Annotated in this window: 19 protein-coding genes and 1 tRNA gene; 8 read left to right on the forward strand and 12 right to left on the reverse strand. The window is 66.9% G+C overall.

From position 1 onward, the window contains the following. Window positions 1–90: 90 nt before the first annotated feature. The 3 genes from C1A30_RS06475 to C1A30_RS06485 are packed head-to-tail and all read right to left on the reverse strand — an operon-like array spanning window position 91 to window position 6,177. The gene (locus C1A30_RS06475) at window positions 91–3,240 is read right to left on the reverse strand and encodes an adenylate/guanylate cyclase domain-containing protein (RefSeq protein WP_235009667.1); all 3,150 of its coding nucleotides are present in this window, start codon (window positions 3,238–3,240) and stop codon (window positions 91–93) included. A gap of 55 nt (window positions 3,241–3,295) precedes the next feature. Further along, window positions 3,296–4,138, reverse strand: coding sequence for an energy-coupling factor transporter transmembrane protein EcfT (locus C1A30_RS06480; protein ID WP_101947356.1), 843 nt, complete (start codon window positions 4,136–4,138; stop codon window positions 3,296–3,298). Next, window positions 4,135–6,177 carry an ATP-binding cassette domain-containing protein gene (locus C1A30_RS06485; RefSeq protein WP_101947357.1) on the reverse strand — a complete coding sequence of 681 codons (2,043 nt, stop codon included), beginning with the start codon at window positions 6,175–6,177 and terminating at the stop codon, window positions 4,135–4,137. The genes C1A30_RS06480 and C1A30_RS06485 overlap by 4 nt, the downstream gene beginning before the upstream one ends. Window positions 6,178–6,284: 107 nt before the next feature. On the opposite strand from C1A30_RS06485, the gene C1A30_RS06490 reads away from it, so the two are divergent. Together C1A30_RS06490 and C1A30_RS06495 are read left to right on the forward strand one after the other, a co-directional pair. After that, window positions 6,285–6,725, forward strand: coding sequence for a MarR family winged helix-turn-helix transcriptional regulator (locus C1A30_RS06490; RefSeq protein ID WP_101947358.1), 441 nt, complete (start codon window positions 6,285–6,287; stop codon window positions 6,723–6,725). A gap of 23 nt (window positions 6,726–6,748) precedes the next feature. Further along, on the forward strand, window positions 6,749–7,960 hold the full coding sequence (locus tag C1A30_RS06495) for an MFS transporter (protein WP_101947359.1): 1,212 nt from the start codon (window positions 6,749–6,751) through the stop codon (window positions 7,958–7,960). Window position 7,961: 1 nt separating this feature from the next. Here the strand turns inward: C1A30_RS06495 and C1A30_RS06500 are convergent, their stop codons facing one another. Continuing rightward, window positions 7,962–8,693 (reverse strand): VIT1/CCC1 transporter family protein, encoded by a 732-nt coding sequence (locus C1A30_RS06500; RefSeq protein ID WP_101947690.1) that lies wholly within the window; start codon window positions 8,691–8,693, stop codon window positions 7,962–7,964. A gap of 95 nt (window positions 8,694–8,788) precedes the next feature. Between C1A30_RS06500 and C1A30_RS06505 the strand changes: the two genes are divergently transcribed. Next, window positions 8,789–10,711, forward strand: coding sequence for an acyl-CoA dehydrogenase (locus C1A30_RS06505; RefSeq protein ID WP_101947360.1), 1,923 nt, complete (start codon window positions 8,789–8,791; stop codon window positions 10,709–10,711). Window positions 10,712–10,720: 9 nt separating this feature from the next. Here C1A30_RS06505 and C1A30_RS06510 read toward each other — a convergent pair whose 3' ends face one another. The 3 genes from C1A30_RS06510 to C1A30_RS06520 form a co-directional block, all read right to left on the reverse strand. After that, window positions 10,721–11,197, reverse strand: coding sequence for an LppP/LprE family lipoprotein (locus C1A30_RS06510; RefSeq protein WP_101947691.1), 477 nt, complete (start codon window positions 11,195–11,197; stop codon window positions 10,721–10,723). Between the two features lie 65 nt (window positions 11,198–11,262). Next, window positions 11,263–11,652: a nuclear transport factor 2 family protein gene (locus C1A30_RS06515; RefSeq protein ID WP_101947361.1), complete on the reverse strand. Its 390-nt coding sequence runs from the start codon at window positions 11,650–11,652 to the stop codon at window positions 11,263–11,265. A 592-nt stretch (window positions 11,653–12,244) separates the two neighbouring features. Further along, a tRNA-Asn gene (locus tag C1A30_RS06520) sits at window positions 12,245–12,320 on the reverse strand. A 142-nt stretch (window positions 12,321–12,462) separates the two neighbouring features. Between C1A30_RS06520 and C1A30_RS06525 the strand changes: the two genes are divergently transcribed. Then, window positions 12,463–12,714 carry a hypothetical protein gene (locus tag C1A30_RS06525; RefSeq protein ID WP_101947362.1) on the forward strand — a complete coding sequence of 84 codons (252 nt, stop codon included), beginning with the start codon at window positions 12,463–12,465 and terminating at the stop codon, window positions 12,712–12,714. Here C1A30_RS06525 and C1A30_RS06530 read toward each other — a convergent pair whose 3' ends face one another. The 3 genes from C1A30_RS06530 to C1A30_RS06540 are packed head-to-tail and all read right to left on the reverse strand — an operon-like array spanning window position 12,715 to window position 16,335. Then, the gene (locus C1A30_RS06530; protein WP_200828175.1) at window positions 12,715–13,059 is read right to left on the reverse strand and encodes a hypothetical protein; all 345 of its coding nucleotides are present in this window, start codon (window positions 13,057–13,059) and stop codon (window positions 12,715–12,717) included. 16 nt (window positions 13,060–13,075) lie between these two features. After that, entirely contained in the window at window positions 13,076–15,001 is a 1,926-nt protein-coding gene (gene dnaG, locus C1A30_RS06535) for a DNA primase (protein WP_101947364.1), read from the reverse strand. Between the two features lie 41 nt (window positions 15,002–15,042). Next, window positions 15,043–16,335, reverse strand: coding sequence for a deoxyguanosinetriphosphate triphosphohydrolase (locus tag C1A30_RS06540; protein WP_101947692.1), 1,293 nt, complete (start codon window positions 16,333–16,335; stop codon window positions 15,043–15,045). Here C1A30_RS06540 and C1A30_RS06545 point away from each other — a divergent pair. Then, a complete protein-coding gene (locus tag C1A30_RS06545; RefSeq protein ID WP_101947365.1) occupies window positions 16,334–18,316 on the forward strand; it encodes a TPM domain-containing protein in 1,983 nt (660 codons plus the stop codon). The genes C1A30_RS06540 and C1A30_RS06545 overlap by 2 nt on opposite strands. On the opposite strand, the gene C1A30_RS06550 is transcribed toward C1A30_RS06545, so the two are convergent. Further along, complete coding sequence (locus tag C1A30_RS06550) at window positions 18,317–19,033, reverse strand: CoA pyrophosphatase (protein WP_101947366.1); 717 nt, start codon at window positions 19,031–19,033, stop codon at window positions 18,317–18,319. Between the two features lie 237 nt (window positions 19,034–19,270). On the opposite strand from C1A30_RS06550, the gene C1A30_RS06555 reads away from it, so the two are divergent. Beyond that, window positions 19,271–19,702: an STAS domain-containing protein gene (locus C1A30_RS06555; protein ID WP_101947367.1), complete on the forward strand. Its 432-nt coding sequence runs from the start codon at window positions 19,271–19,273 to the stop codon at window positions 19,700–19,702. Here C1A30_RS06555 and C1A30_RS06560 read toward each other — a convergent pair. Then, entirely contained in the window at window positions 19,699–21,090 is a 1,392-nt protein-coding gene (locus tag C1A30_RS06560; protein WP_101947368.1) for a glycine--tRNA ligase, read from the reverse strand. The genes C1A30_RS06555 and C1A30_RS06560 overlap by 4 nt on opposite strands. A gap of 68 nt (window positions 21,091–21,158) precedes the next feature. On the opposite strand from C1A30_RS06560, the gene C1A30_RS06565 reads away from it, so the two are divergent. Then, on the forward strand, window positions 21,159–21,518 hold the full coding sequence (locus C1A30_RS06565; protein WP_101947369.1) for a metalloregulator ArsR/SmtB family transcription factor: 360 nt from the start codon (window positions 21,159–21,161) through the stop codon (window positions 21,516–21,518). Next, complete coding sequence (locus C1A30_RS06570; protein WP_101947370.1) at window positions 21,515–21,907, forward strand: Fur family transcriptional regulator; 393 nt, start codon at window positions 21,515–21,517, stop codon at window positions 21,905–21,907. The genes C1A30_RS06565 and C1A30_RS06570 overlap by 4 nt, the downstream gene beginning before the upstream one ends. The last annotated feature ends 53 nt before the right edge of the window (window positions 21,908–21,960 follow it).

The raw sequence follows: 21,960 nt of genomic DNA on the forward strand, positions 1-21,960 counted from the left end.
GGCGGTGTGGGTCCCCCGACGTGGCCGACTATAGGCCGATGACGGCTACGCCACGGCAACTCGGACAGCATTTTCAGAGCAAACTTCGCCTTACGGCAGCATCGCCGCCACCGCGAGAAAGCCCTCGGCTCCAAGCGTCGTCGCCATCTCCCGAAAATCCGTGGCGCACTCCCGAAAAGTCGCCTCGTCGCCCTGCGCCTGGGCCAGAAACGCGCGGACGATGAACGCCACCATCTGGTCGAGTGCGTAGCGCGGACTGCTCAGTTCGGGGATCGACTCCACCACCCGGTGCGCCTCGCGCAAATCCTCTGCCCCACCACGAGCCAGGAGTAATTGCACGAGCGTTGCCGCGACGCCTCCCCTGCTCATCATTTCGCCCGTATCGGAGAGCCGGGCAAGGTTTGAGCGCACTGACTCGATGGCGCCGCCGAGGTCGCCCTTTGCCGCTCGCTCTTTGGCGAACACGTCCTCGATGTAGGGCAGGGTTGTGCTGCTGAACCGCTCCCGCAGGCAGGCGTCGCGGGTCTGTCGCAGCAGAGCCAGACCAGCCTCATGGTCCGCCCCGCTGAGGAACGTCAGGGTGACGCCCCGGACGAACCGCGCAGCGGTCAACGCGAAGTCGTCACTTGATTTCTCCGCCAACTGCAACGCTTCCGCCGTCTCCTGCAGGGCTGTCTCGTCGGGCATCAACGCTCCGGCGGCGATGCCGAGGTACTTGTACATGACCGCGAAGACGAAGCACGCCGGATCCCTGGCTCGCGCCATGTCGACGGCCCGATCCACATCGTCGCGCCAGCCGGCGATACCGACGCGATAACGCAGCGTTCCCCGGATTGCGAGCAGCAGTGACAGCGGCGAGCCGAAGATCAGGTTGCCCATGGCGGCGTCCCCGTCGGCCAGATCGATTGCGCGTTGCGCCATTTCGAGCGCCTCGCTCAACTCGCCGGCCTCATATTTGGCGAGAATCAGGGGAAACGCCAATCCGACCGTCAGCGCGGGGTCGCCGATCGCCTCGAACAAAGCCATACACTCCGATGCGAGCCGGGACGACTCCCGATGGCGTGAATGCACCGTCAGCGCCATCACGAAACCGGACATTCCCATCGACAGCGAACGCTTGTCGTCGGTGAGGCCGGTCAGTTCGCGCAGTTCATCGAAACCCGAGTCGGCCACGCTGCCCCCAACTCGGAACGCCGACGCACACAGCAGAGTCCGTGGGGCTATCCGCATCGCCTCGATATTCGCTGTGTCATCGGGCATTTGATCAGCGACCTGGCTGGCCCGCCGCCAACTGACCCGTGCGCCGAGGATGTCTCGGGTGGCCAACCACCCCGCCGCCCGCATGTGCCAGCCGTACGCCTGCTGCAGGTCGCCCGCCGCTTCCGAGTGTTCGGCGATCAACGACGCGTTGGCGTCGAGGGCTCCTGCGTGCCGTTGCTCGATCGCGGCCGCGCATCGCCGGTGCCAATCCGCGCGGTCGGCCTTCAGTTGCGATTCGTACGCCACGGTCTGAATCAACGGGTGCCGGAACGTGTACTCCGGTTGCGGGTGCGCGAGCACCTCCTCGATCAGCTCCGCGTCGGCCAACGCCGCAAGTGCAGGCGACACACCCAGGGATTCGAGTATGTCTGCGGTGAACCGGGACCCGATCACCGCTGCGGCCCGCAGCGTCTGTTTGGCGTCCTGACCCAGGCGATCGATGCGCGCGGCGATGGTCGCCTGCAACGTCGCCGGGACGCTGACGTCGGCCCCATCATCGCGACAGGTGTACGCGCCGCGGTTGCCGACCAGCACACCGCGGTCAGCCAGGTCGCGCACGATCTCTTCGGCGAAGAACGGGTTGCCTGCAGCGCGTTCGGTGACCAACGCGGCGACCCGACCGGTCGACGAATCGGCGCCCAACAGCTCCGCCGTCAATGCGCTCGCCTGCGAAACATCCAGCGGCGCAAGCGCAATCTGGGTTGCGTCGGCCATACGTGCGAGCGCCCTACGGTATTCGGGTCGATACGAGACGATCGCCATCGATTGCGAGCGCGGCACCACCGCCAAGAAGTCCGCCAGCATCGCCTCACTGACTTCGTCGATCCAGTGCGCGTCTTCGATCACGTACAGCATTGGGCGTTGCGCCGACTGCAAGGCGGCAGTCAGCAGCGCGGTCAACCGTCGTCGACGGGCGTCCGGGTCGATGTCAGGCATCGCCGCATCGGGGTCGGCGATACCGAGCAGATCATCAAGCAGAAGCAGGTCTTCCGAGTCGGCGCCTGCGAACTGCGACCGGACCCGTTGGCGGGCAGCGCCATCGGGCAGGTCCGCGACACCGCACGCGGCACGAAACAGATTCGCGACGGCGTGAAACGCGATGTCCGCGGCATGCGCTTCACAGAACGCGACGTACACGTCGACACCAGCACCGCGCGCCAACGTGGTCGTCTCCCCGATGAATCGGCTTTTGCCGATGCCAGGCTCCCCGACCAGACAGAACATCCGGCCGTGGCCACCCCTCGACTGTGCGATGGCCTCGCCGATGCTGCGCATCTCGTCCTCGCGACCGACGAACGTCGACCGCGACGGCTGTGGCCGTCGGGAATGGACCGCCAACAGTCGACGGGCCGGCACGCCCGTATCCCGACCCTTGATCTGCACGAGTTCTGACTCGCCCAGCGCGGCAACGGCTTCCACAAGCCGCGCGGTGGATTCGCTGAGCATCACCTCGCCGGGCTGTGCGACGGACTCCATCCGTTGGGCCATGCCGACGTGTTCACCGATCACGGTGTATCCCGCAGCGCCTGCGGGCATTTCACCGGCAACCACCTGTCCCGAATTGAGGCCGACGCGCACCTTCAGTTCGACGCCGTCGCGGCTCCGCACTTCGGCTGCTTGGCGGTGCACCGCCTGCTGCAGGTCGAGCGCCGCACGGCAGGCGCGTAAGGCGTGATCTTCCAGGGCCGCCGGCGCGCCGAACAGCGCCATGATCCCGTCGCCGGTGAAACTCTGCACCGTGCCGCCGTGGCGCGCCACCACCGCGGCGGCGGCATCCACCAGTTCGGCGATGATCTCTCGCAACCGCTCGGGACCGACAGAACTCGCGATGTCCATCGAACGCACGACGTCGGCGAACAACACCGTCACCTGCTTGAACTCGGCGGGCTCACGCGCGTCGGCGATCGGCGCGCCGCACGAGTCGCAGAATCGGGCACCGTCGCGCGGTCGCACACCACACGAATCGCATACGGTCGCCATCGGCATCGTCTCCCTCGGCCAAGGATAAAGCCAGGGCGCCGCCCTCACCGCGGACTCAGCGCGTGGAAACCGTGCCCGCGACCGTCAATTCGAGCGTCAACGCGGCAGCGCACATCACCGCCACGATGGCCAACGCCACCCAGTCGGCGCGTTTCGGGCCCGACGGGACCGCCGAGATCTGTCCCGCGCCGCCACGCGCGGTGATCGCGTCGCCCATCTCGTCGGCGCGGCGCAGGGCGACCGTGATCCCCGCAGCGAGGATGTCGACAACTTCGAGAGCCCACCGCTTACGGCGCTGACGTCGGGTGGTCGGCACCAGCTTCGGCCGCAACCTGCGGGCCGCATACAGCACCCGGAACTCGTCGATCAGCATCGGAAACGCCCGCAGCGCCAAGGCCAGCGCCACCGCCCAGTCGTCGACCGGGATGCGCAGCGGCCGCAGGGGACGGCCCAATTTCGCTACCGCAGGCGCGATTTCGGCGACGTTGGTCGTCCACGACACCATCGCGCCGAGCCCGAGCAGCACGATCGACACCGCCGTGATGCGCAGGAAGGTGAGCAACCCACCCAACTCGAGGTGCGCCGAACCCACGTCGATGACCGGACTGCCTCCGGAGAACGCCGCCGTCGCACCGCCGATGAACAACAGCACCCACAGCCAGCGCGGAATCGACGGCAATGCGCCGCGCTGGATGTGTGCCAGCCGAGCCGCCGTCAGTATCAGGGCGGCCACCAACCCGATGGGCACCCAACCCGGGTAGAACGTCAGCAGCACGCCGATGCCCGCCACCGCGATGAGTTTCGTTCCGGCCCACAGCCGATGGATGACCGTGTCGCCCGGTACCGGCCGCACCAGCACGACGGGTGCGCGTTGCTTGGCTGCCGTCGGCGCACTCACGACATCTCTCCCGCCGCTGTCGGCGCCGCCAACTGCCCGTTGTGCAGGTGCAGGGTGCGCGGACACAGGTCTTCCAGGCCCGAGAAATCATGGGAGATCACGACGACCGTCAGGCCGGCGTTGCGCCGCAGATCCTCCAGCAGACGTAGCAGGCCGCGCTGGCTCGCGGCGTCCAGTCCGGCCAGCGGCTCGTCGAGGATCAGCGCGCGCGGCGACCGGGCCAGCAATCCGGCAAGCACGACGCGGCGCATCTGGCCACCGCTGAGTTGATCGATGCGGCGCGTCGCCATTCCGGGATCCAGCCCGACGGTGCCCAACGCCGTGACCACGCGGTCACGGTCGCGGTGCGAGAACCCGGCGGCCGAAGCGATCTCCAGGTCGACGCGGCTGCGCATCAGCTGCAGCCGGGCCGCCTGAAACGAAATGGCAACGCCGCCAACCTGATCGGAGACCGGCTCGCCGTCGAGCAGGCAGCTGCCGACGGTCGGCACCGTCAGCCCCGCCATGATCCACGCCAGCGTGGACTTGCCCGAACCGTTCAAACCGTGGATCAACACTCCGTCGCCCTCGTGAACGGCGAAGTTGATGTCGTGCAGAGCCGTTTTCGCCCAAGGTGTTCCGCTGGCGTACTCGTGCCCGACACCGATCAACTCCAGCACTGCATCTTCGGAACGCACCGCGGCGGGTGTCGTGCCGGTCGGAGCCGCGGCCGTCTCGACCATCTCGGTGTTGTCCGAGGCGCCGCCGTTACCGGTCAGGTTGATCACCCGGTCCGCGGCGTCGGCCTCGCTGTTGTAGTGCGTGATGTGTACCAGCGACATGCTGTGGTGCTGCGTCAGAGTCGACAGCATCGACATCAGTCCCTCGCGGCCGTCCTGGTCCACCATGCTGGTGATCTCGTCGGCGATCAGCAGCGACGGCTCACGCGCCAGTCCCGCCGCGATCGCGAGGCGCTGCAACTCTCCGCCGGACAGCCCGCCGGTGTCCCGTTCGGCGAGCCCGTCGAGGCCCACCTCGGCGAGCAGTTGATGCACGTCGATGGTCTTACCGGGCGGCAATCCCCAGACCACGTCGTCGGCGACGCGGGTGCCGAGCACCTGGCTCTCCGGGTGCTGCATGACCACCGCGGTGCCGCCGAGCTTGCCGAGGCCGACGGCGCCGGGCCGGTCGATGGTTCCCGAGGTCGGTTCGCGACCTGCGAGCATCAGCATCAACGTCGTCTTGCCCGAGCCGTTGGCGCCCGTCACCGCGACGTGCTCACCGGGTTCGACGCGCAGCGACACCGGACCCAGCGCGTCGTGGTCGGTCTTCGGATAGCGGAACCTGACGTCGTTCAGGCGCACCGGCACCGGCGCGATGGGCCCTGCGTCGGCCGACGACTCCAGCTTGTGCACATCGGGGATTCCAAGCAGCCGGGTCATCACCCGCGACAACGCCCACCAACCGATGAACGTGACCATCACGATGGACAGCACCGAGGATCCGAAGAACAGGAACGGCCAGTAGTGCAGCGCGGTGGCGAAGTCGTTCTTCAGCCGTTCGGCGGCGGGCTCCAGATTCGGAATGCGGGAGAGGATCACGGCGAGCCCGTTGATGTTGGCGGTCACCGTGTCGAACATCAGGTGACGCAACCGGGACAGGATGGCCAGCGCCGTCACCGTCAGGACGCCGAACAGCGCGCCCGCGACGACGGCCGCGGCCAGCACGGTCAGCAGTCCCCGCCCGCGACGTTTGACGGTGCCGGTCAGCCCGCCGATGTAGGCGCAGTTGACCACAGTCATGAAGCCGCCAAGGCCCGCGATCAGAAACGCGATGACCGCACCGGCGACCGTCGCGGCGATCAACACCCGGAACCGGTACCGGTAGGCGAGCAGACCCATCGGCACGGTGCCCAGCAACGACACGCCCGCGGCGAACGGGACGACGACGGCGATGATCGCGGTGGCTGCGCACAGCGCCGCCATCACCGAGGCCTGCGCAAGTTCGACCGGTTGCAGCGAGCCGGCCCGACGCGGGGCGCTCGGCTCGGTTACGGTCATTTCTCGATTCTGCCAGCCACCCGTCGCGGCCCCCGCCCCCGACGCTGTGAGCGGCGACACGCCCGGCAAAATTTGAATCGCATAGTAAACCTATGTAATCTTTGGGCATGTCCCCGACGCTCGGAGCCGATCTGCTGTCCGTGGTGGCCCGGATCAACCGGCTGGCCACCCAACGGGTTCGTATGCCACTGGGTTACGCCCAGGCGCGGCTGCTGTCGACGATCGAGGATCAAGGCGCGACCCGGATCTCGGATCTGGCCGCGCTGGACCATTGCTCGCAGCCGACGATGACCACCCAGGTCCGCCGGCTCGAAGACGCGGGCCTGGTATCGCGCACCGTCGACCCCGACGATGCGCGGGCGGTGCTCATCCGAATCACCCCCAAGGGCGTCGACACGCTGCGCCAGGTGCGCATCGATCGCGCCGCGGCTGTCGATCCGTACCTGGAGCGGCTCGACGCCGCGGACCGGCAAACGCTCACCGACGCCGTGCGTGTGATGCGACGACTTCTCGAGGATGCGGCCGCCCCGACCCCAACCAAGAAATAACCGCAAAGGAGTAGCCGCACCGTATGTGGCGCCAACCCAAGGCTGTTTGGGCCGTTGCCTTCGCGTCCGTCGTGGCGTTCATGGGCATCGGTCTCGTCGACCCCATCCTCAAACCGATCGCCGACAACCTCGACGCGTCGCCGTCGCAGGTGTCGCTGCTGTTCACCAGCTACATGGCGGTGATGGGCGTGGCCATGCTCATCACCGGTGTGGTGGCCAGTCGCATCGGCCCCAAACGCACCCTGCTGATCGGCCTGGTGATCATCATCGCCGGCGCGGGTTTGGCGGGACTGTCCGACTCTGTGATGGAAATCGTTGGCTGGCGGGCACTTTGGGGTCTTGGCAACGCGCTGTTCATCGCGACCGCGCTGGCCACCATCGTGGGCTCCGCGCGCGGCTCCGTCGCCCAGGCGATCATCCTCTACGAGGCGGCACTGGGCCTCGGCATCGCGGTCGGGCCGTTGGTCGGTGGCGTGCTCGGCTCGATCTCCTGGCGCGGCCCCTTCTTCGGAGTGTCGGCGTTGATGGCGGTCGCATTTGTCGTCACGGCGTTCCTGTTGCCGTCAACGCCGCGCGCTGAACGCGCCACCACACTGGCCGACCCGTTCCGTGCGCTGCGTCACCGTGGCCTGCTGGGCGTCGCAATCACCGCACTGCTGTACAACTTCGGCTTCTTCACGTTGCTGGCGTTCACCCCGTTCCCGCTCGACATGGACGCGCACGAGATCGGGCTGATCTTCTTCGGCTGGGGTCTGGCGCTGGCGTTCACGTCGGTGGTCGTCGCGCCGCGGTTGCAGCGCCGCTTCGGCACCGTGCCGACGCTGATCGTCAACCTGCTGGCGATGACCGCGACGCTGGCGGCGATGGCCGTCGGCACCGACAACAAAGCCGTGTTGGCGACGTGCGTGGTAGTCGCGGGTCTGTTCATCGGCATCAACAACACGCTGATCACCGAGACGGTCATGAAGGCAGCGCCGGTCGAACGCGGGGTGGCCTCTGCCGCTTACAGTTTCGTGCGGTTCGCCGGTGCCGCGCTGGCGCCCTGGCTGGCCGGCGTGCTCGGCGAGCAGATCAACGTGCACGTGCCGTACTGGGTCGGTGCTGCAGCGGTGCTGTTGGGCGCGGGCGTGCTGTTCGCCAGCCGACGGCATCTGGCCGGGATCGACGTCGAGGAGTCGGAACTCGACGAACTCACCGAGCAGGCGGAGGCCGTCACCGTCGGCAGCGACAGCTGAGTCAGACGACTGTCCCGACGAGATGGCCGACGACGTACGTCGCGGCGATCGCAACGGTCCCGAACACCAACTGACGCAAGGACGCAAACCACAGCGGCTTCTTGGTGAATCGCGCGGCCACTCCGCCGGCGATCAGCAGCCCGACGCCGCCGAACAGCAGGCCGAGCCACAGGGACTGGAAGCCGAGGAAGTACGGGATCAGCGGCACGATGGCCCCGATCGCGAATGTGACGAAGCTGGACCCGGCCGCGACCCATGGGGATGGCTTTTCGTCCGGATGGACGCCCAACTCCTGCGACACATGCACGTTCAGCGCCCGGTTCTCGTCGCGGTGAATCTCCTCGGACGCCTTCTCCGCGGTCTCGGGACTCATGCCCATCTCGACGAGCATCCAGACCAACTCGGTTTCTTCCGCCTCGGGGTGCTTGCTCAGCGCGCGACGCTCCATCCGCACCTCGGCGTCCAGTTGCTCGTTGGCGGTGGTGACGGACGTGTATTCGCCCAACGCCATGGAGAACGCGCCGGCGACCAGTCCCGCGAAACCGCTGATGACCACCGTGTGCGCATCGGCCGCAGCGCCAACGCCCGCGATCAGCGCGGTGTTGCTGACAAGCCCGTCCATCGCGCCGAACGTCGCCGCCCGCAGCCACCCCCCTGACACGTCCGAGTGTCGATGGTGCGGGATGTGCGGCATACCGGTCGGCGATACCGGCGCCTCGTCTGACTCGGTCATGCCCAAATTCAACGTCATCGATTTCTGCAGGTCCAGCAAGGCTAGGTTTGCCACATCACAGTTTCCGCGGGGGCCGAAAGGGCTACCGTCTGGATATGACCACCACTGCGGAGCATCTACGCAATACGCTGGACGGCCGTTGGCGCGATGTGAAGAACCGAATGCGCGAGGAACTGTCCAACGAGGTCTTCCGCCCGCACTACACCCCCAACACCGTCATCGCGCGCACCAAGGTGATGGAGCAGATGAAGATCATGGCGGCCCATGGCGCCGCCGAGGACGGATTCAAAAAGGAACACGGCGGCAACGGCGACGTCGCCGCGGCAGTTACCCGGATCGAGATGTTGGCGATGTCCGATCTGTCGCTGATGGTCAAGGCGGGCGTGCAGTGGGGGCTGTTCGGCGGGGCGATCGAGAACCTCGGCACTGAACGCCACCACGAGGCCTATGTGCCACGGATCATCAGCCTGGACCTGCTCGGCTGTTTCGCGATGACCGAGACGGGCCACGGCAGCGACGTACAGTCGTTGGAGACGACGGCGACGTACGACCCGTCGACGCAAGAGTTCATCATCGACTCCCCCACCAGGACCTCGCGCAAGGATTACATCGGCGGCGCCGCCGAGACAGCCACGGTCGCAGCGGTTTTCGCGCAGTTGATCACACCCGACGGCGAAGGTCACGGCGTGCACTGCTTTGTGGTGCCGATCCGCGACGAGGATGGCAACGACCTGCCCGGGGTGACGACCGGCGACTGCCACTACAAGGGTGGCCTGCCGGGGGTGGACAACGGCCGCATCCAGTTCGACCATGTCCGCATCCCGCGCGAGAACCTGTTGAACAAGTACGCCGACGTGGCGGAGGACGGCACGTACTCCTCGCCGATCGAGAACCCCAACCGCCGGTTCTTCACCATGCTCGGCACGCTGATCCGCGGCCGGGTCACCGTCGGCGGCAGCGCCGGTGCGGCGGCCCGTGTGGCACTCGACATCGCGACGCGGTATGCGTTGCAGCGCAGGCAGTTCCAGGCGCCGGGCGATGACCGCGAGGTGCTGCTGATGGACTACCTGGTGCATCAGCGGCGGTTGTTGCCACTCATCGCGCGCTCGTATGCGTTGCAGTTCGCGCAGAACGAGCTGGTCGCCAAGACGCACGAACTACAGAGCGCGGAGGATCCCGACCGCGAGGAGCAACGCGAACTGGAGTCGCGCGCGGCCGGCCTGAAGGCCGCCAACACGTGGCACGCCACCGCCGCCATCCAGGAGGCTCGCGAAGCATGCGGTGGCGCAGGCTATCTCGCCGAGAACCGGCTCATCGCGCTGAGGGCCGACACCGACGTGTTCACCACCTTCGAGGGCGACAACCACGTGCTGACCCAGTTGGTGGCCAAGGAACTGCTGACCGCCTACGCCGACGACATCAAGGGCATGAGCCCGGTCGAGTGGGTGCGCTTCGCAGCCAACTTCGCCGGTGAGCGGGTGTTGAAACGCACTGCGGCCGAGACGATCATGCAGCGCATCCTCGACACCCGGCAGGACAACGAGGAAGAGGGCAGCCTGTTCAACCGCGGCACCCAGGTCAAGATGTTCGAGGACCGCGAGGAGTACATGATCGCGACGGTGGCCCGTCGGCTACGCGGCAAGTCGAAGGAGATGAGCGCCTTCGACGCGTTCAACGCGGTGCAAGACCACGTGCTGCACGCGGCGTCGGCACACATCGACCGAATCATTCTCGAGGCGTTCGTCGCCGGCATCGATTCCTGCGAGGACGACGAGGCACGCAAGATCCTCGAGATGGTGTGCGACCTGTATGCGCTGTCGGTGATCGAGGACGACAAGGCCTGGTTCATCGAGCATCAGTTCCTGTCGACCGAACGCGCGAAGGCCGTCACCCGCGGGATCAACGAGCGGTGCCGAACGTTGCGGCCTTACGCGGAGGTCCTCGTCGACGGCTTCGGCATCCCCGAGCAGTTGCGCTACGCCGAGATGCTGCATCCGGAGAACATCGTCGACACGTAAGCCTGTCGGCTATTGGGCGGGGATCGGGTCGAGCGCCTTGAGCTTGCCGTCTTCGATCTTGAAGCGGACCGTGGCCGCGCCCGACGGGCAGCACGCCGGATCCTGGCCCTGCCGCCATTTGTATTGCACCGCCGCGGTGTCGCCGCCCGCGGCGCTGATCGTGACGTAGGGCCGTGGCTCGGGAGTCGCGGTGCCAATTGGTGTCTTGCGGTCGAAGAACAACACCTGGCCCGGACTGTCGGACGCATCGCCCGACGTGACGACGACCCAGTGCAGGCTGCAGTCGTCGGTATGCCCTCTGACGACTTCAAGCCACGACGCCGCGGGCAGTTTGGCGATCTCGGCTGTCACCGTGTCGTCGTCAGGCCCCTCGGCCGGTGTGCATGCTGCCGGGGTGGTGGGTGACGATGCCTGCTGCTTGTCAGCCCCGCAACCGGCGATGAGCAGGCAAGCGAAGACAACGGCGATCAGCCGGAAGGGGCGCATGGCCACAACCATACGTGGAGCCATGCGACCCTCGACGCCCGGCCCAAAATGCTTGCGCGCAGCGGTTATCCAGCGGCGAGCTGCTTCTTGCCGTAGACCCGCTCCAAAAGCGCGGTATCGCCGTGTACCTCCATCCGGACGGTCTTGCCGTCACGGATTGTCATCACGTCGGCGTCCTCGCCGGATTGGCCGTCAACACTCACGTCAGTGATGGCGACGACAATGTCGTCTTCGGCGACAAGCTTCCTGACCGTCACGGTCGGGGCCTTGGCGGCCAGACGCTGCATGTGCTCCATCACTTCGGCTTTGCCGTGAAATGTGCCACTGACCGCGCTCTCGCCTGGCTGCACCCACTCGATGTCGTCGTCGAACAGGTCCATCAGCGTCTGCATATCACCGGCGGCGAAGGCGTCGTATCCCCGTTGGACGAGTTCTTTGTTTTCTTGCGCTGACATTTAGATCCCCCTTCGTGCATCCGGCAGTGGCCACTGTGGTCGCCACCAACCTGGATTATTGTCCCGCGGCGATCGGTGGCGAAAGCGTTCAGCGACAAACAGATTGACGCCGTTGACGACGCAACCACATCGCGCCGCGGTCGCGTTTGCTGCGCTCTGGAGTGATGTTGCCCGGCGGATAGAAAACCCTTCCCCGACGGAAAAAGATTCTGGCTCTACCGGGATTACGTCGACCGCCATGCGATCGCGACCGTTGACGACTACCACCGCCCAACCCTCAGGAGCAGAAATGACAACCAATGCCGCGGGCTCGACCCGCTTGCGACGCCTCGTACCTTCAGTCCTCATCGCGACGGCCGCGTTCGGGGCCATCGCCGGTGCGTCGATCGAGGCGGCAGGGGCATCGCCTCGGCGAGGCCAAACCAATGTGAAGACAACGTGTGCCATCCACCGCATCCGCCCAATGAATCCACTCACCCCGCGGGGTCGAATCCGAATCTGCCGCTGGGACCCGCCACGCCGCCGGCCCCCACGCAAAGCTGCTTCATCTACTACAAGGACCGCTGCGTGAACAACTACGAATTCTGATCGGTGGCTCCCCCGGCTGGACTCGAACCAGCAACCCTTCGGTTAACAGCCGAATGCTCTGCCAATTGAGCTACAGGGGACTGCATGCTTGGTGCGGACTGCGCCGCGAACCAAGACTGTAGCGTACCTGCCGGTCGCGTCGCCAATGCGATCCCGCCCCGGCCATCCTCAGCCAAGTGAGGCAGGATGGAGGCCGATGCACCGTCGACTGGGAGGGGCCCTGTGATCCGGTATCTCGTCGTATTGGCTGTCGGCTACGTACTGGGTTCAAAGGCGGGCCGACGCCGTTATGAACAGATCGCCGGAACTTACAAAGCCGTGACCGAGAGCCCGGCCGCCAAGGCCGTGATCGACGCGGGGCGGCGCAAGATCGCCGACCGGGTCTCCCCCGATCCGGCGATGGTCAAGTTGACGCCGATCGACACTCGGACTGACGTGTTGCAGCCCGAGGCGACGGCCAAGAAGAACGGCTAATCAGCCGATCGGTTGGGTCCAGCTCTGCGACGGCAGCAGCGGTCCCGTGCTGAACCCGACGCCACCACCAGGGTTGCTACCCGCGTTGGGGCCGAAGATGCCCCAGTCCGGCGTACCGGCGAAGACCGGCTGACCGTTGGAGTACGACAGGCACTTGCCGTCCTCTTTGTTGCCGAACCACGCCAGGCACGCCGGTGACGCGGTGACCTGCGCGTGATCGGAGCTCACCGTCGCGGCATAGAGCGGAACGGCCACCGCAGCGGCCACAAAAGCGCCCGCGACCAGCCGATTAAGGTTTGACACAAGCCTTCCTCTCCATACGGGCCCCGACAGCCCATCCACCATAACCTGCTTAGCGCATTTACGCAGTAAGGTCGTCGCCGCTGGCCTGCTCGAGCAGGCTGCGCCGATAGGCCTCCATCGCGACCAGATCACCGAACAATGCGTGGTACTCGTCGCCCTGCTCCACCGGCGACATCCGCTGCAATTTCGACTTGACCTCGGCGATCTGGCGCCCGACCCATACTTCCTGCAGCCGGGCCAGCACTCCGCCGATGTAGCGCGGCAGTTTCTCGTCGTCGTCGACGTTGATGGCCTCGACACCCAGTTCGTTGACCAGGCTGGCGGCCGCGGGCGTCGCCGTCTGCGCGCGCACTGCTTCGATCCACTGCGCGCCCGCCAGGCCCGCCGACGCGCCGCCTGCCGTGTCGATGGCCGCGCGCACCGCCGCATATCCCGGGTGCGTGAAACTCTCGACCGTCAACGAGTCGAACACCGGTCCCGCCACCGCCGGATACTGCAGCGCGGATTTGAGCGCCTCACGCTGCGGCCACAGCGTGGGATCCGCCGGATCCGGCCGCAACGTGGCGACGTTCTGACCGCGGGGCTCACGCGGCTGCGTCGTCTCGGCGCGGCGCCTGCCCTTCTCCGGCATGCCGCGCTTCTGTGCTTCTTCGCGGACCCTGCTGATCACTTGGGCTTCGTTGGCCCAGCCGACCCATCCGGCCAACCGTCGCGCGTACTCGTCGCGCAGCATGCTGTCCTTGATCCGCGCCACCATCGGCACGCATTGCCGCAGGGCGTTGACCCGGCCCTCGGCGCTGTCCAGGTCGTGTTCGGCCAGCGCGGTGCGAACGGCGAACTCGAACAACGGCGTCCGCCGCGCCACCAGATCGCGCAGCGCGCTGTCGCCGAAATGAAGCCGGATGTCACACGGATCCATCCCGGCCAAATCCTCCTCGGAGGCCACCGCGACGAACGACTGCCCGGCCAGATTCTGTTCGCCTTCGAAGGCCTTCACCGCCGCCGCGCGTCCGGCCGCATCGCCGTCGAACACGTAGATCAGTTCACCGCGAAAGAAGTTGTCGTCCATCATGAGTCGGCGCAGCATCGACAGGTGCTCGTCGCCGAAGGCGGTGCCGCACGAGGCCACCGCGGTGGTGACCCCGGCGAGGTGCATCGCCATCACATCGGTGTAGCCCTCCACCACCACCGCCTGATGACCCTTGGCGATGTCGCGCTTGGCCAGGTCGAGTCCGAACAACACCGACGACTTCTTGTACAGCACCGTCTCCGGGGTGTTGATGTACTTGGCTTCCATCGTGTCGTCGTCGAAGATGCGCCGCGCACCAAAGCCGATCACCTCGCTGCTGCTCGCCCTGATCGGCCAGAGCAGGCGCCGGTGGAAACGGTCCATCGGCCCGCGCCTGCCCTCCCGCGACAGGCCGGCGGCCTCGAGCTCCTTGAACTCAAATCCCTTGCGCAGCAGATGTTTCGTCAGCGAATCCCACCCCGACGGGGCGAAGCCGCAACCGAACTGGGTCGCGGCCTGCATGTCGAAGTTGCGGTCGAGCAGATACTGCCGCGCGGGTGCGGCCTCGTCGGACTGCAGCGCCTCGGCGTAAAACTCCTGCGCGGCGGCGTTGGCGGCGAGCAGTCTGCTGCGGCTGCCGCGGTCGCGCTGCACCTTCGTCGCCGACGCACCGGTGTAGGTGACCGTGTAGCCGACCCGGTCGGCGAGCAGTTCGACGGCCTCGACGAAGCTGACGTGTTCGATCTTCTGGACGAACGCGTAGACGTCGCCACCCTCGCCGCAGCCGAAGCAGTGGAAGTGCCCGTGGTTGGGCCGCACGTGAAACGACGGCGACTTCTCGTCGTGGAACGGGCACAGCCCCTTCAGCGAATCGGCGCCCGCCCGCCGCAGCTGCACGTAGTCGCCGACCACGTCTTCGATCCGGATGCGTTCACGAATGGCCGCGATATCGCGATCAGGGATGCGGCCGGCCACTGCGTCAGTCTAGAGCGCCGGACGTCCGGCGCGATCACAGCTCAGCCCGATTCGAGGCGCTCCAATCGGCCTTCCGTCAACGACGCGATCTGGTCGATGACCACCCGCAACCGCGCACCGTCGTCAGCGGCGTCGTTGAAGGCCGGCACAAAGACCGGGTCGAGCGTGGCCGGTGCGCCCGCGAGCACCCACTGTGCGACGCGGTGGATCCGGTCCCGCTGCCTGGCCTGCAGTTCGAGGTGCCGCGGGTCGGACATGATGAATTGCAGCGCCAGGATCTTGAGCACCGTGACCTCGGCGCGCACCAGGTCGGGCACCCGCAACTCGGCCTGGTAACGCACCAACGGACCGGGCCCGTAATCCTGCCGGGTGGCGGCGATGGCCGCGGACGCGAACCGGCCCACCAGCTCGCTGGTCAACCGTTTGAGCGCGACCGACGCGGCGAGCGTGCCGTCGTATTTCCCGACGGCGGCGACGATCGGCAGGGCCGACAGCCGCTCGGCGGCGGCCACCAGGTCGTCGGCCAGCAGCCCCGCCCCCATCCCGTGCGACTCGCCGAGACGTCCCAGCACCGCGGCCGCGTCGTCATCGGCCAGCACCCGCATGTCGATGCGGCCCGAGACGACGCCGTCCTCCACGTCGTGCACCGAGTAGGCCACGTCGTCGGCCCAATCCATCACCTGCGCCTCCAGGCACGGCCTGCCCTCGGGAGCCCCGGACCGCACCCAGTCGGCCGCCGCGCCGTCGTCGCTGTAGAAGCCGAACTTGCCGTTCGCGGTACCGCGACGCCACGGGTACTTGGTCACCGCGTCCAGCCCCGCCCTCGTCAGGTTCAGCCCGGCACTGTGCTGTTGGGAGTCAAGCACTTTCGGTTCCAGGCGGGTGAGGATGCGGAAGTTCTGCGCGTTGCCCTCGAAGCCACCGTGCTCGGCGGCGACTTCATTGAGCGCACGTTCGCCGTTGTGGCCGTACGGCGGATGGCCGATGTCGTGGGCTAGTCCCGCCATGTCGACGAGGTCCGGGTCGCAGCCCAACCCGATGGCCATGCCGCGCCCGATCTGGGCCACCTCCAGGGAGTGGGTCAACCGGGTGCGCGGCGTCTCGCCCTGCCGCGGCCCGACGACCTGTGTCTTGTCGGCCAGTCGGCGCAGGGCCGCACTGTGCAGGACGCGGGCCCGGTCACGCGCGAAGTCGGTGCGGTGCTCGGTGTCTGTGCCAGGAAGCGCGGCACCTTTCGGCGGTTCGACCACCACCCGCGCGCGGTCGAACTCGTTGTAGGGATCTCCAATCACAGCCACCGACGGACAGTCTGCCAGTACTACATTGACGACCATGCGCATCGCCCGTTTGCTCGGCCTCGTGTTCGCGGTGACGACCCTCGGCGCGCTGCTGGCGCCGACCGCGACCGGTCAGCCGCCGTTTCGGTTGCCCAGCTATGTGAACGACAGCGCCAACGCGCTCAGCGGTTCGGAATTCAGCAAGGTGCAACAGGCCGTCGACAAGCTGTACAACGACCGCCGGATCCGGTTGTGGGTCGTCTACGTCGACACGTTCGACGGGAGGGATGCCACCAGTTGGACGGACGCCACCATCCGCGCCAGTGGCATCAACCGCGACGAGGATGCGGTCCTGGCGGTGGCGACCGCGGACCGCGAGTACGCGTTCAGCGCGCCGTCGAGCATGAGCCGCAGTGCCGCCGATGACTTGCGCCGCAACCAGATCGAACCCGCGCTGCGTCAAGGGGATTGGGGCGCCGCGGCCATCGCGGCCGCCCAGGCACTCGACCCGCCGGATACGAACATCTCCTGGTTCGGCATGCTGGTGGCCCTCGCGGTGCTGGCGGTGGTGGCGGTGTTGGTGTGGCTGTGGGTTCGGCGGCGCAGGCGCAAGCGGCGGGAGGCGGAGTTCGCGGCGGCGCGACGGGTGGATCCCACCGACCCGAGCGCACTGGCCGCCGTTCCGCTCGATGCGCTCGACGAGCTGTCCAAGTCCATCGTCGTCGACGTCGACAACGCCGTCCGCACCAGCGACAACGAATTGAGTTTGGCCGTAGACGAATTCGGTCCCGAGGAGACCGCGCCGTTCTCCACCGCGGTCGCCAACGCCAAGACGACGCTGGCGCAGGCGTTCAACGTGCGGCAGATCCTCGACGACGCCGTGCCGGAGTCACCGCAGCAGCGACGCGATCTGTTGACGCGGGTCATCGTCGCCGCCGCGAAGGCGGATCGTGAACTCGACGCCCGCCGCGAGGCATTCGAGCAGTTGCGGGATCTGGTGATCAACGCGCCGTCGCGCCTCGACGCCCTGACCCAGCAGATGGTCGAACTGACCGCGCGGATCGGCCCGTCGGAGCAGACGCTGGCCTCGCTGCACAACCAGTTCTCCGACACGGCGTTGGCGTCGGTGGCGGGCAACGTCGAAACCGCCAAGCAGCGACTGGAATTCGCCGACCAGAACATCACCAATGCCCGCACGCTCGTCGCGCGCCCGGTCGGTCGGCAGACCGGGTTGATCGACTCCATCCGCGCGGCCGAATCCGCGTTGGGTCAGGCCCGCACACTGTTGGACGCCATCGACAGCGCGGGCACCGACATCACCAGGGCCGTGGCCAACCTGCCCGCGGTCGTCGCCGACATCCAGAACGGCATCAATCAAGCGGGAACGATATTGGCTCAGTCCAAGACGGCGCATGCAGCCGAGCTCAGCGCCGCCCGCGACGCCGCGGTCAAGGCGGTGGCAGACGCGCAAAGCACAGGCGACGCAGATCCGTTGGGGGCGTTCACCAAACTGACGCAGGCCGACGCGGAACTGGACCGGCTGCTGGCGAACATCGCCGAGGAACGCGAGGCCACCGAGCGGCTCAGCCGCGCGTTCGACCAGGCGTTGTTCACCGCGCAGTCCCGGGTGCGCGGCGTCTCCGACTACATCGACACCCGGCGCGGCAGCATCGGCCCTGAGGCGCGGACCCGGCTCGCCGAAGCGGTGCGGCAACTACAGGCCGCCCAGGACAAGAGGGCCGTCAACCTCAACGAGGCCATCGCACACGCGAACGGCGCGTCGGTGCTCGCGGCGCAGGCGCAGGACCTTGCCAACGCCGATGTCCGTGCGGCACAACGCTCCTACGCCGGGCAGTACGGCCAGGCCGGCGGCTCTAACATGGGCGCGGTGCTCGGCGGCATCATCATCGGCAACATCCTGTCCGGTGCGCTGCGCGGCGGGATCGGCGGCAGCATGGGCGGCGGTTGGAGTCCGACGTCGTTCGGCGGGTCGTCCGGTTCATCCGGCGGCGGCTACATCGCGGGCGGGCGGTTCTGACTACCTCCAGGCGAACACCGGTTGTTCGAGTCCGTCGACCGGGTCGTCGCGGCCTTCGAGGCACAGCCACCGCAGTTGCAGCAGCACCGCGCCCGTCGGCGCATGGATGAGGTCATTGCCCAACGGGATCTGCACCACGGGTCGCGGGCTCTCCGGAATCGAGATGAACCGCGGCGAATCCGCACGTTGCAGTTGGTGCAGTCCCACCCGGTAGACCGCGGCCACCTCGGCGGGCGCGGGCCTCAGGTCGAGTCGGCCGCCGCCCCACAGCACCACCGGGGTGATCACGTATCCCGACCGGGTCGGATAGTCGTCGAGCAGGCCCAGCACCGCAGACTCGGGCAGCGTGACCCCGACCTCCTCCTCGAGTTCGCGCAGTGCGGCTTCGACGACGGTCTCCCCCGGATCCACCCTGCCGCCAGGCAGCGCCCACTGCGCGGAATGCGAGTTGAGGCGAATCGCCCTACGGCACAGCACAAACGCCGCGCCGCCGGACACGTCGACCATCCGGCCGTCGAGGCCGGCCTCCATCAGCAGATCCGCGATGAAGTCGGCCGCGCCGACCGGGTCCACCCTGTCCTCACCGACCTCGGAGTCGACCAGCACGACGGCCACGGCGGCGTGTCGCTTGGTCGGGTCGGTCACGGTGCGGCGGTCGTGGGCCGCCAGGCGTTCGGAGATCTGTTCTCGCAATGACTCGTCGTAGGAGATCGTCACCCCTCGACCATAGGGAGCGCGGCAAACGGCCCGTCGGCTGAGGGACGATCTGTGAGCAGGTGCTCAGCCAATCCGGCCCCCAGCCCGCTACTGAATCCGTCGTCAAGCGGACACTTTGGGCTCGGATGTAACGTCGTTCACCGGATAGGCTTCGTTAAATGTCCAGCTAGTAACGCCTCTATGAGAGTTCTCTGAACTTGGCGATGGACCACTGAATCCGTACTAGGTTTCAATGTGATGACTGTCACAACTCTGCGAATGCATCGCCCCGAGACCGCACCCATCGACGATTCACACCGCTGCGGCAGAGCGACCTTCGCCGTGCGGCACCCGTCATCCACCCGCGTTGCGGTCGCCGTGCTCGGCGACGTCGACGCGTCGAATGCCCGCGAACTCGGCCGCTACGTCGAGAGCCACATCCACTTGTCCAAACAACTCGTCCTCGACCTGCGGGCCGTCGAGTTCTTCGGCGCTCAGGCCTTCACCGCGCTGTACTACATCAGCGTCTACTGCACCCGCGGCGATGTGGACTGGATCATCGTCGGCAGCCCGACGGTCCGGCGTCTGCTGGCGATCTGTGACCCGCAGAGCGAATTGCCGTTGGTCGACGACCTGTCCTCGGGGCTGGGCCGACTCGACCGCCTGGCGCACTGCCGCTACGCGATCTAACAGCCCTTCAGTCGGGCGGCCAGATAGTCGCTCACGCCGTCGAGCGGGACGCGGTCCTGCGTCATCGCGTCGCGCTCGCGGATGGTCACCGCGTGATCCTCGAGTGTGTCGAAGTCGACCGTCACGCACAACGGCGTGCCGATCTCGTCCTGTCGCCGGTAGCGCCTGCCGATCGCGCCCGCGTCGTCGAACTCGACGTTCCAGCACTTGCGCAATTCGGCCGCCAGATCGCGGGCCTTCGGCGACAGATCGGCGTTGCGCGACAACGGCAGTACCGCCGCCTTGACCGGCGCGAGCCGCGGGTCGAGGCGCAGCACCGTGCGCTTGTCGATGCCGCCCTTGGCGTTGGGCGCCTCGTCCTCGGCATAGGCGTCGACGAGAAACGCCATCAGCGAGCGCGTCAGCCCCGCTGCAGGCTCGATCACGTACGGCACGTAACGGGTGTCGGTGGCCTGGTCGTAGAACGACAGGTCGACACCGGAATGCTTTGCGTGCGTTGACAAGTCGAAGTTCGTGCGGTTCGCCACACCTTCCAGTTCACCCCACGGGTTGCCGTGGAAGCCGAACTTGTACTCGATGTCGACCGTGCGGTCGGAGTAGTGCGACAGCTTATCTTTCGGATGTTCGTACAGCCGCAGATTGTCTGCGTCGATACCGAGATCGACGTACCACTGCAGCCGGGTGTCGATCCAGTACTGATGCCACTCCGGCGCGCTGTCGGGTTCGACGAAGAACTCCATCTCCATCTGCTCGAACTCGCGGGTGCGGAAAATGAAGTTGCCCGGGGTGATTTCGTTGCGGAAGCTCTTGCCGATCTGGCCGATGCCGAACGGCGGCTTCTTGCGCGCCGTCGTCACCACGTTCGCGAAGTTGACGAAGATGCCCTGCGCGGTCTCGGGCCGCAGATAGTGCAGACCCTCTTCGGTCTCGATCGGACCGAGGTAGGTCTTCAGCATCATGTTGAAGTCGCGCGGTTCGGTCCACTGCCCCTTGGTGCCGCAGTCCGGGCAGACGATTTCGCTCATCGGCACCGACTCCGGATCGTCGATGTTCTTCTTGGCCGCGTATGCCTCCTGCAGGTGGTCCTGCCTTTGCCGCTTGTGGCAGTTCAAGCATTCGACGAGCGGATCGTTGAACACCTCGACGTGACCGGAGGCGACCCACACGTCGCGCGGCAGGATGATGGCGCTGTCGAGGCCGACGACGTCGTCACGGCCGGTGACCACCGAGCGCCACCACTGCCGCTTGATGTTCTCCTTGAGTTCGACGCCCAACGGGCCGTAGTCCCAAGCAGATTTGGTGCCGCCGTAGATCTCGCCGGATTGGTAGACGAGGCCACGACGCTTGGCCAGATTTGCAACGGTGTCGATGATCGACGAAGAAGCCACGGGTGAAACCTTAGCGACCGCGGCGTCATCGTTGACATGCGCGGTCGTGCATGTATTCTGACGGCATAATGAAAATCGTTTCCACTTTGCCTGACGATGAGCGCCACGACCACGGCGGGGCGCCCCTGCCGGACCTGCCGCCGCGCGATGTGCTCGACACCGCCGGTGACCTCTTGCGGGCGCTGGCCGCGCCGGTGCGGATCGCGATCGTGTTGCAACTGCGCGAGTCGGCGCGCTGTGTGCACGAACTCGTCGACGCGCTGGAGGTGCCGCAACCGCTGGTCAGCCAGCACTTGCGGATCCTCAAGTCGGCGGGCGTGGTGGCAGGTGAGCGGACCGGCCGCGAGGTGATGTACCGACTGGTCGACCACCACCTCGCCGACATCGTCGTCGCGGCGGTGACCCATGCAGGCGAGGGCGGCACATGAGCGCGACGGGGGTGCGGGCCACCCGGCAGCGCGCCGCGATCTCCGCGCTGCTGGAGAAGCTCGACGATTTCCGCTCAGCCCAGGAGTTGCACGACGAACTGCGTCGTCGCGGCGAAGGCATCGGGCTGACGACCGTGTACCGCACGCTGCAGTCGATGGCGGCCAACGGTCTGGTCGACACGTTGCGCACTGACACCGGCGAGTCGGTCTACCGACGCTGCTCCGATGATCACCATCACCACCTGGTCTGCCGGGTGTGCGGCTCGACGGTCGAGATCCAGGGCGGTGACGTCGAGGCGTGGGCGGCTCAGGTCGCTCGCGAACACGGCTTCTCCGACGTCAGCCACACCATCGAGATCTTCGGCGTCTGCGGCTCCTGCTCCGGCTGAGGTGGGCCGCGTCGAAAGCGACGTTTTGCAGACGTCCACTCGAACTTTCGCTG

The organism is Mycobacterium sp. 3519A (assembly GCF_900240945.1).
Taxonomy (GTDB): Bacteria; Actinomycetota; Actinomycetes; order Mycobacteriales; family Mycobacteriaceae; genus Mycobacterium.

Coding starts and splice junctions, on each gene's coding strand:
- C1A30_RS06570 (WP_101947370.1), top strand. CDS start 21,515: ATGAGCGCGACGGGGGTGCGGGCCACCCGGCAGCGCGCCGCGATCTCC.
- C1A30_RS06555 (WP_101947367.1), top strand. CDS start 19,271: ATGACTGTCACAACTCTGCGAATGCATCGCCCCGAGACCGCACCCATC.
- C1A30_RS06485 (WP_101947357.1), bottom strand. CDS start 6,177: ATGACCGTAACCGAGCCGAGCGCCCCGCGTCGGGCCGGCTCGCTGCAA.
- C1A30_RS06545 (WP_101947365.1), top strand. CDS start 16,334: ATGCGCATCGCCCGTTTGCTCGGCCTCGTGTTCGCGGTGACGACCCTC.
- C1A30_RS06495 (WP_101947359.1), top strand. CDS start 6,749: ATGTGGCGCCAACCCAAGGCTGTTTGGGCCGTTGCCTTCGCGTCCGTC.
- C1A30_RS06500 (WP_101947690.1), bottom strand. CDS start 8,693: ATGACCGAGTCAGACGAGGCGCCGGTATCGCCGACCGGTATGCCGCAC.
- C1A30_RS06475 (WP_235009667.1), bottom strand. CDS start 3,240: ATGGCGACCGTATGCGATTCGTGTGGTGTGCGACCGCGCGACGGTGCC.
- C1A30_RS06515 (WP_101947361.1), bottom strand. CDS start 11,652: ATGTCAGCGCAAGAAAACAAAGAACTCGTCCAACGGGGATACGACGCC.
- C1A30_RS06510 (WP_101947691.1), bottom strand. CDS start 11,197: ATGCGCCCCTTCCGGCTGATCGCCGTTGTCTTCGCTTGCCTGCTCATC.
- C1A30_RS06565 (WP_101947369.1), top strand. CDS start 21,159: ATGAAAATCGTTTCCACTTTGCCTGACGATGAGCGCCACGACCACGGC.
- C1A30_RS06505 (WP_101947360.1), top strand. CDS start 8,789: ATGACCACCACTGCGGAGCATCTACGCAATACGCTGGACGGCCGTTGG.
- C1A30_RS06540 (WP_101947692.1), bottom strand. CDS start 16,335: ATGGTCGTCAATGTAGTACTGGCAGACTGTCCGTCGGTGGCTGTGATT.
- C1A30_RS06490 (WP_101947358.1), top strand. CDS start 6,285: ATGTCCCCGACGCTCGGAGCCGATCTGCTGTCCGTGGTGGCCCGGATC.
- C1A30_RS06530 (WP_200828175.1), bottom strand. CDS start 13,059: ATGGTGGATGGGCTGTCGGGGCCCGTATGGAGAGGAAGGCTTGTGTCA.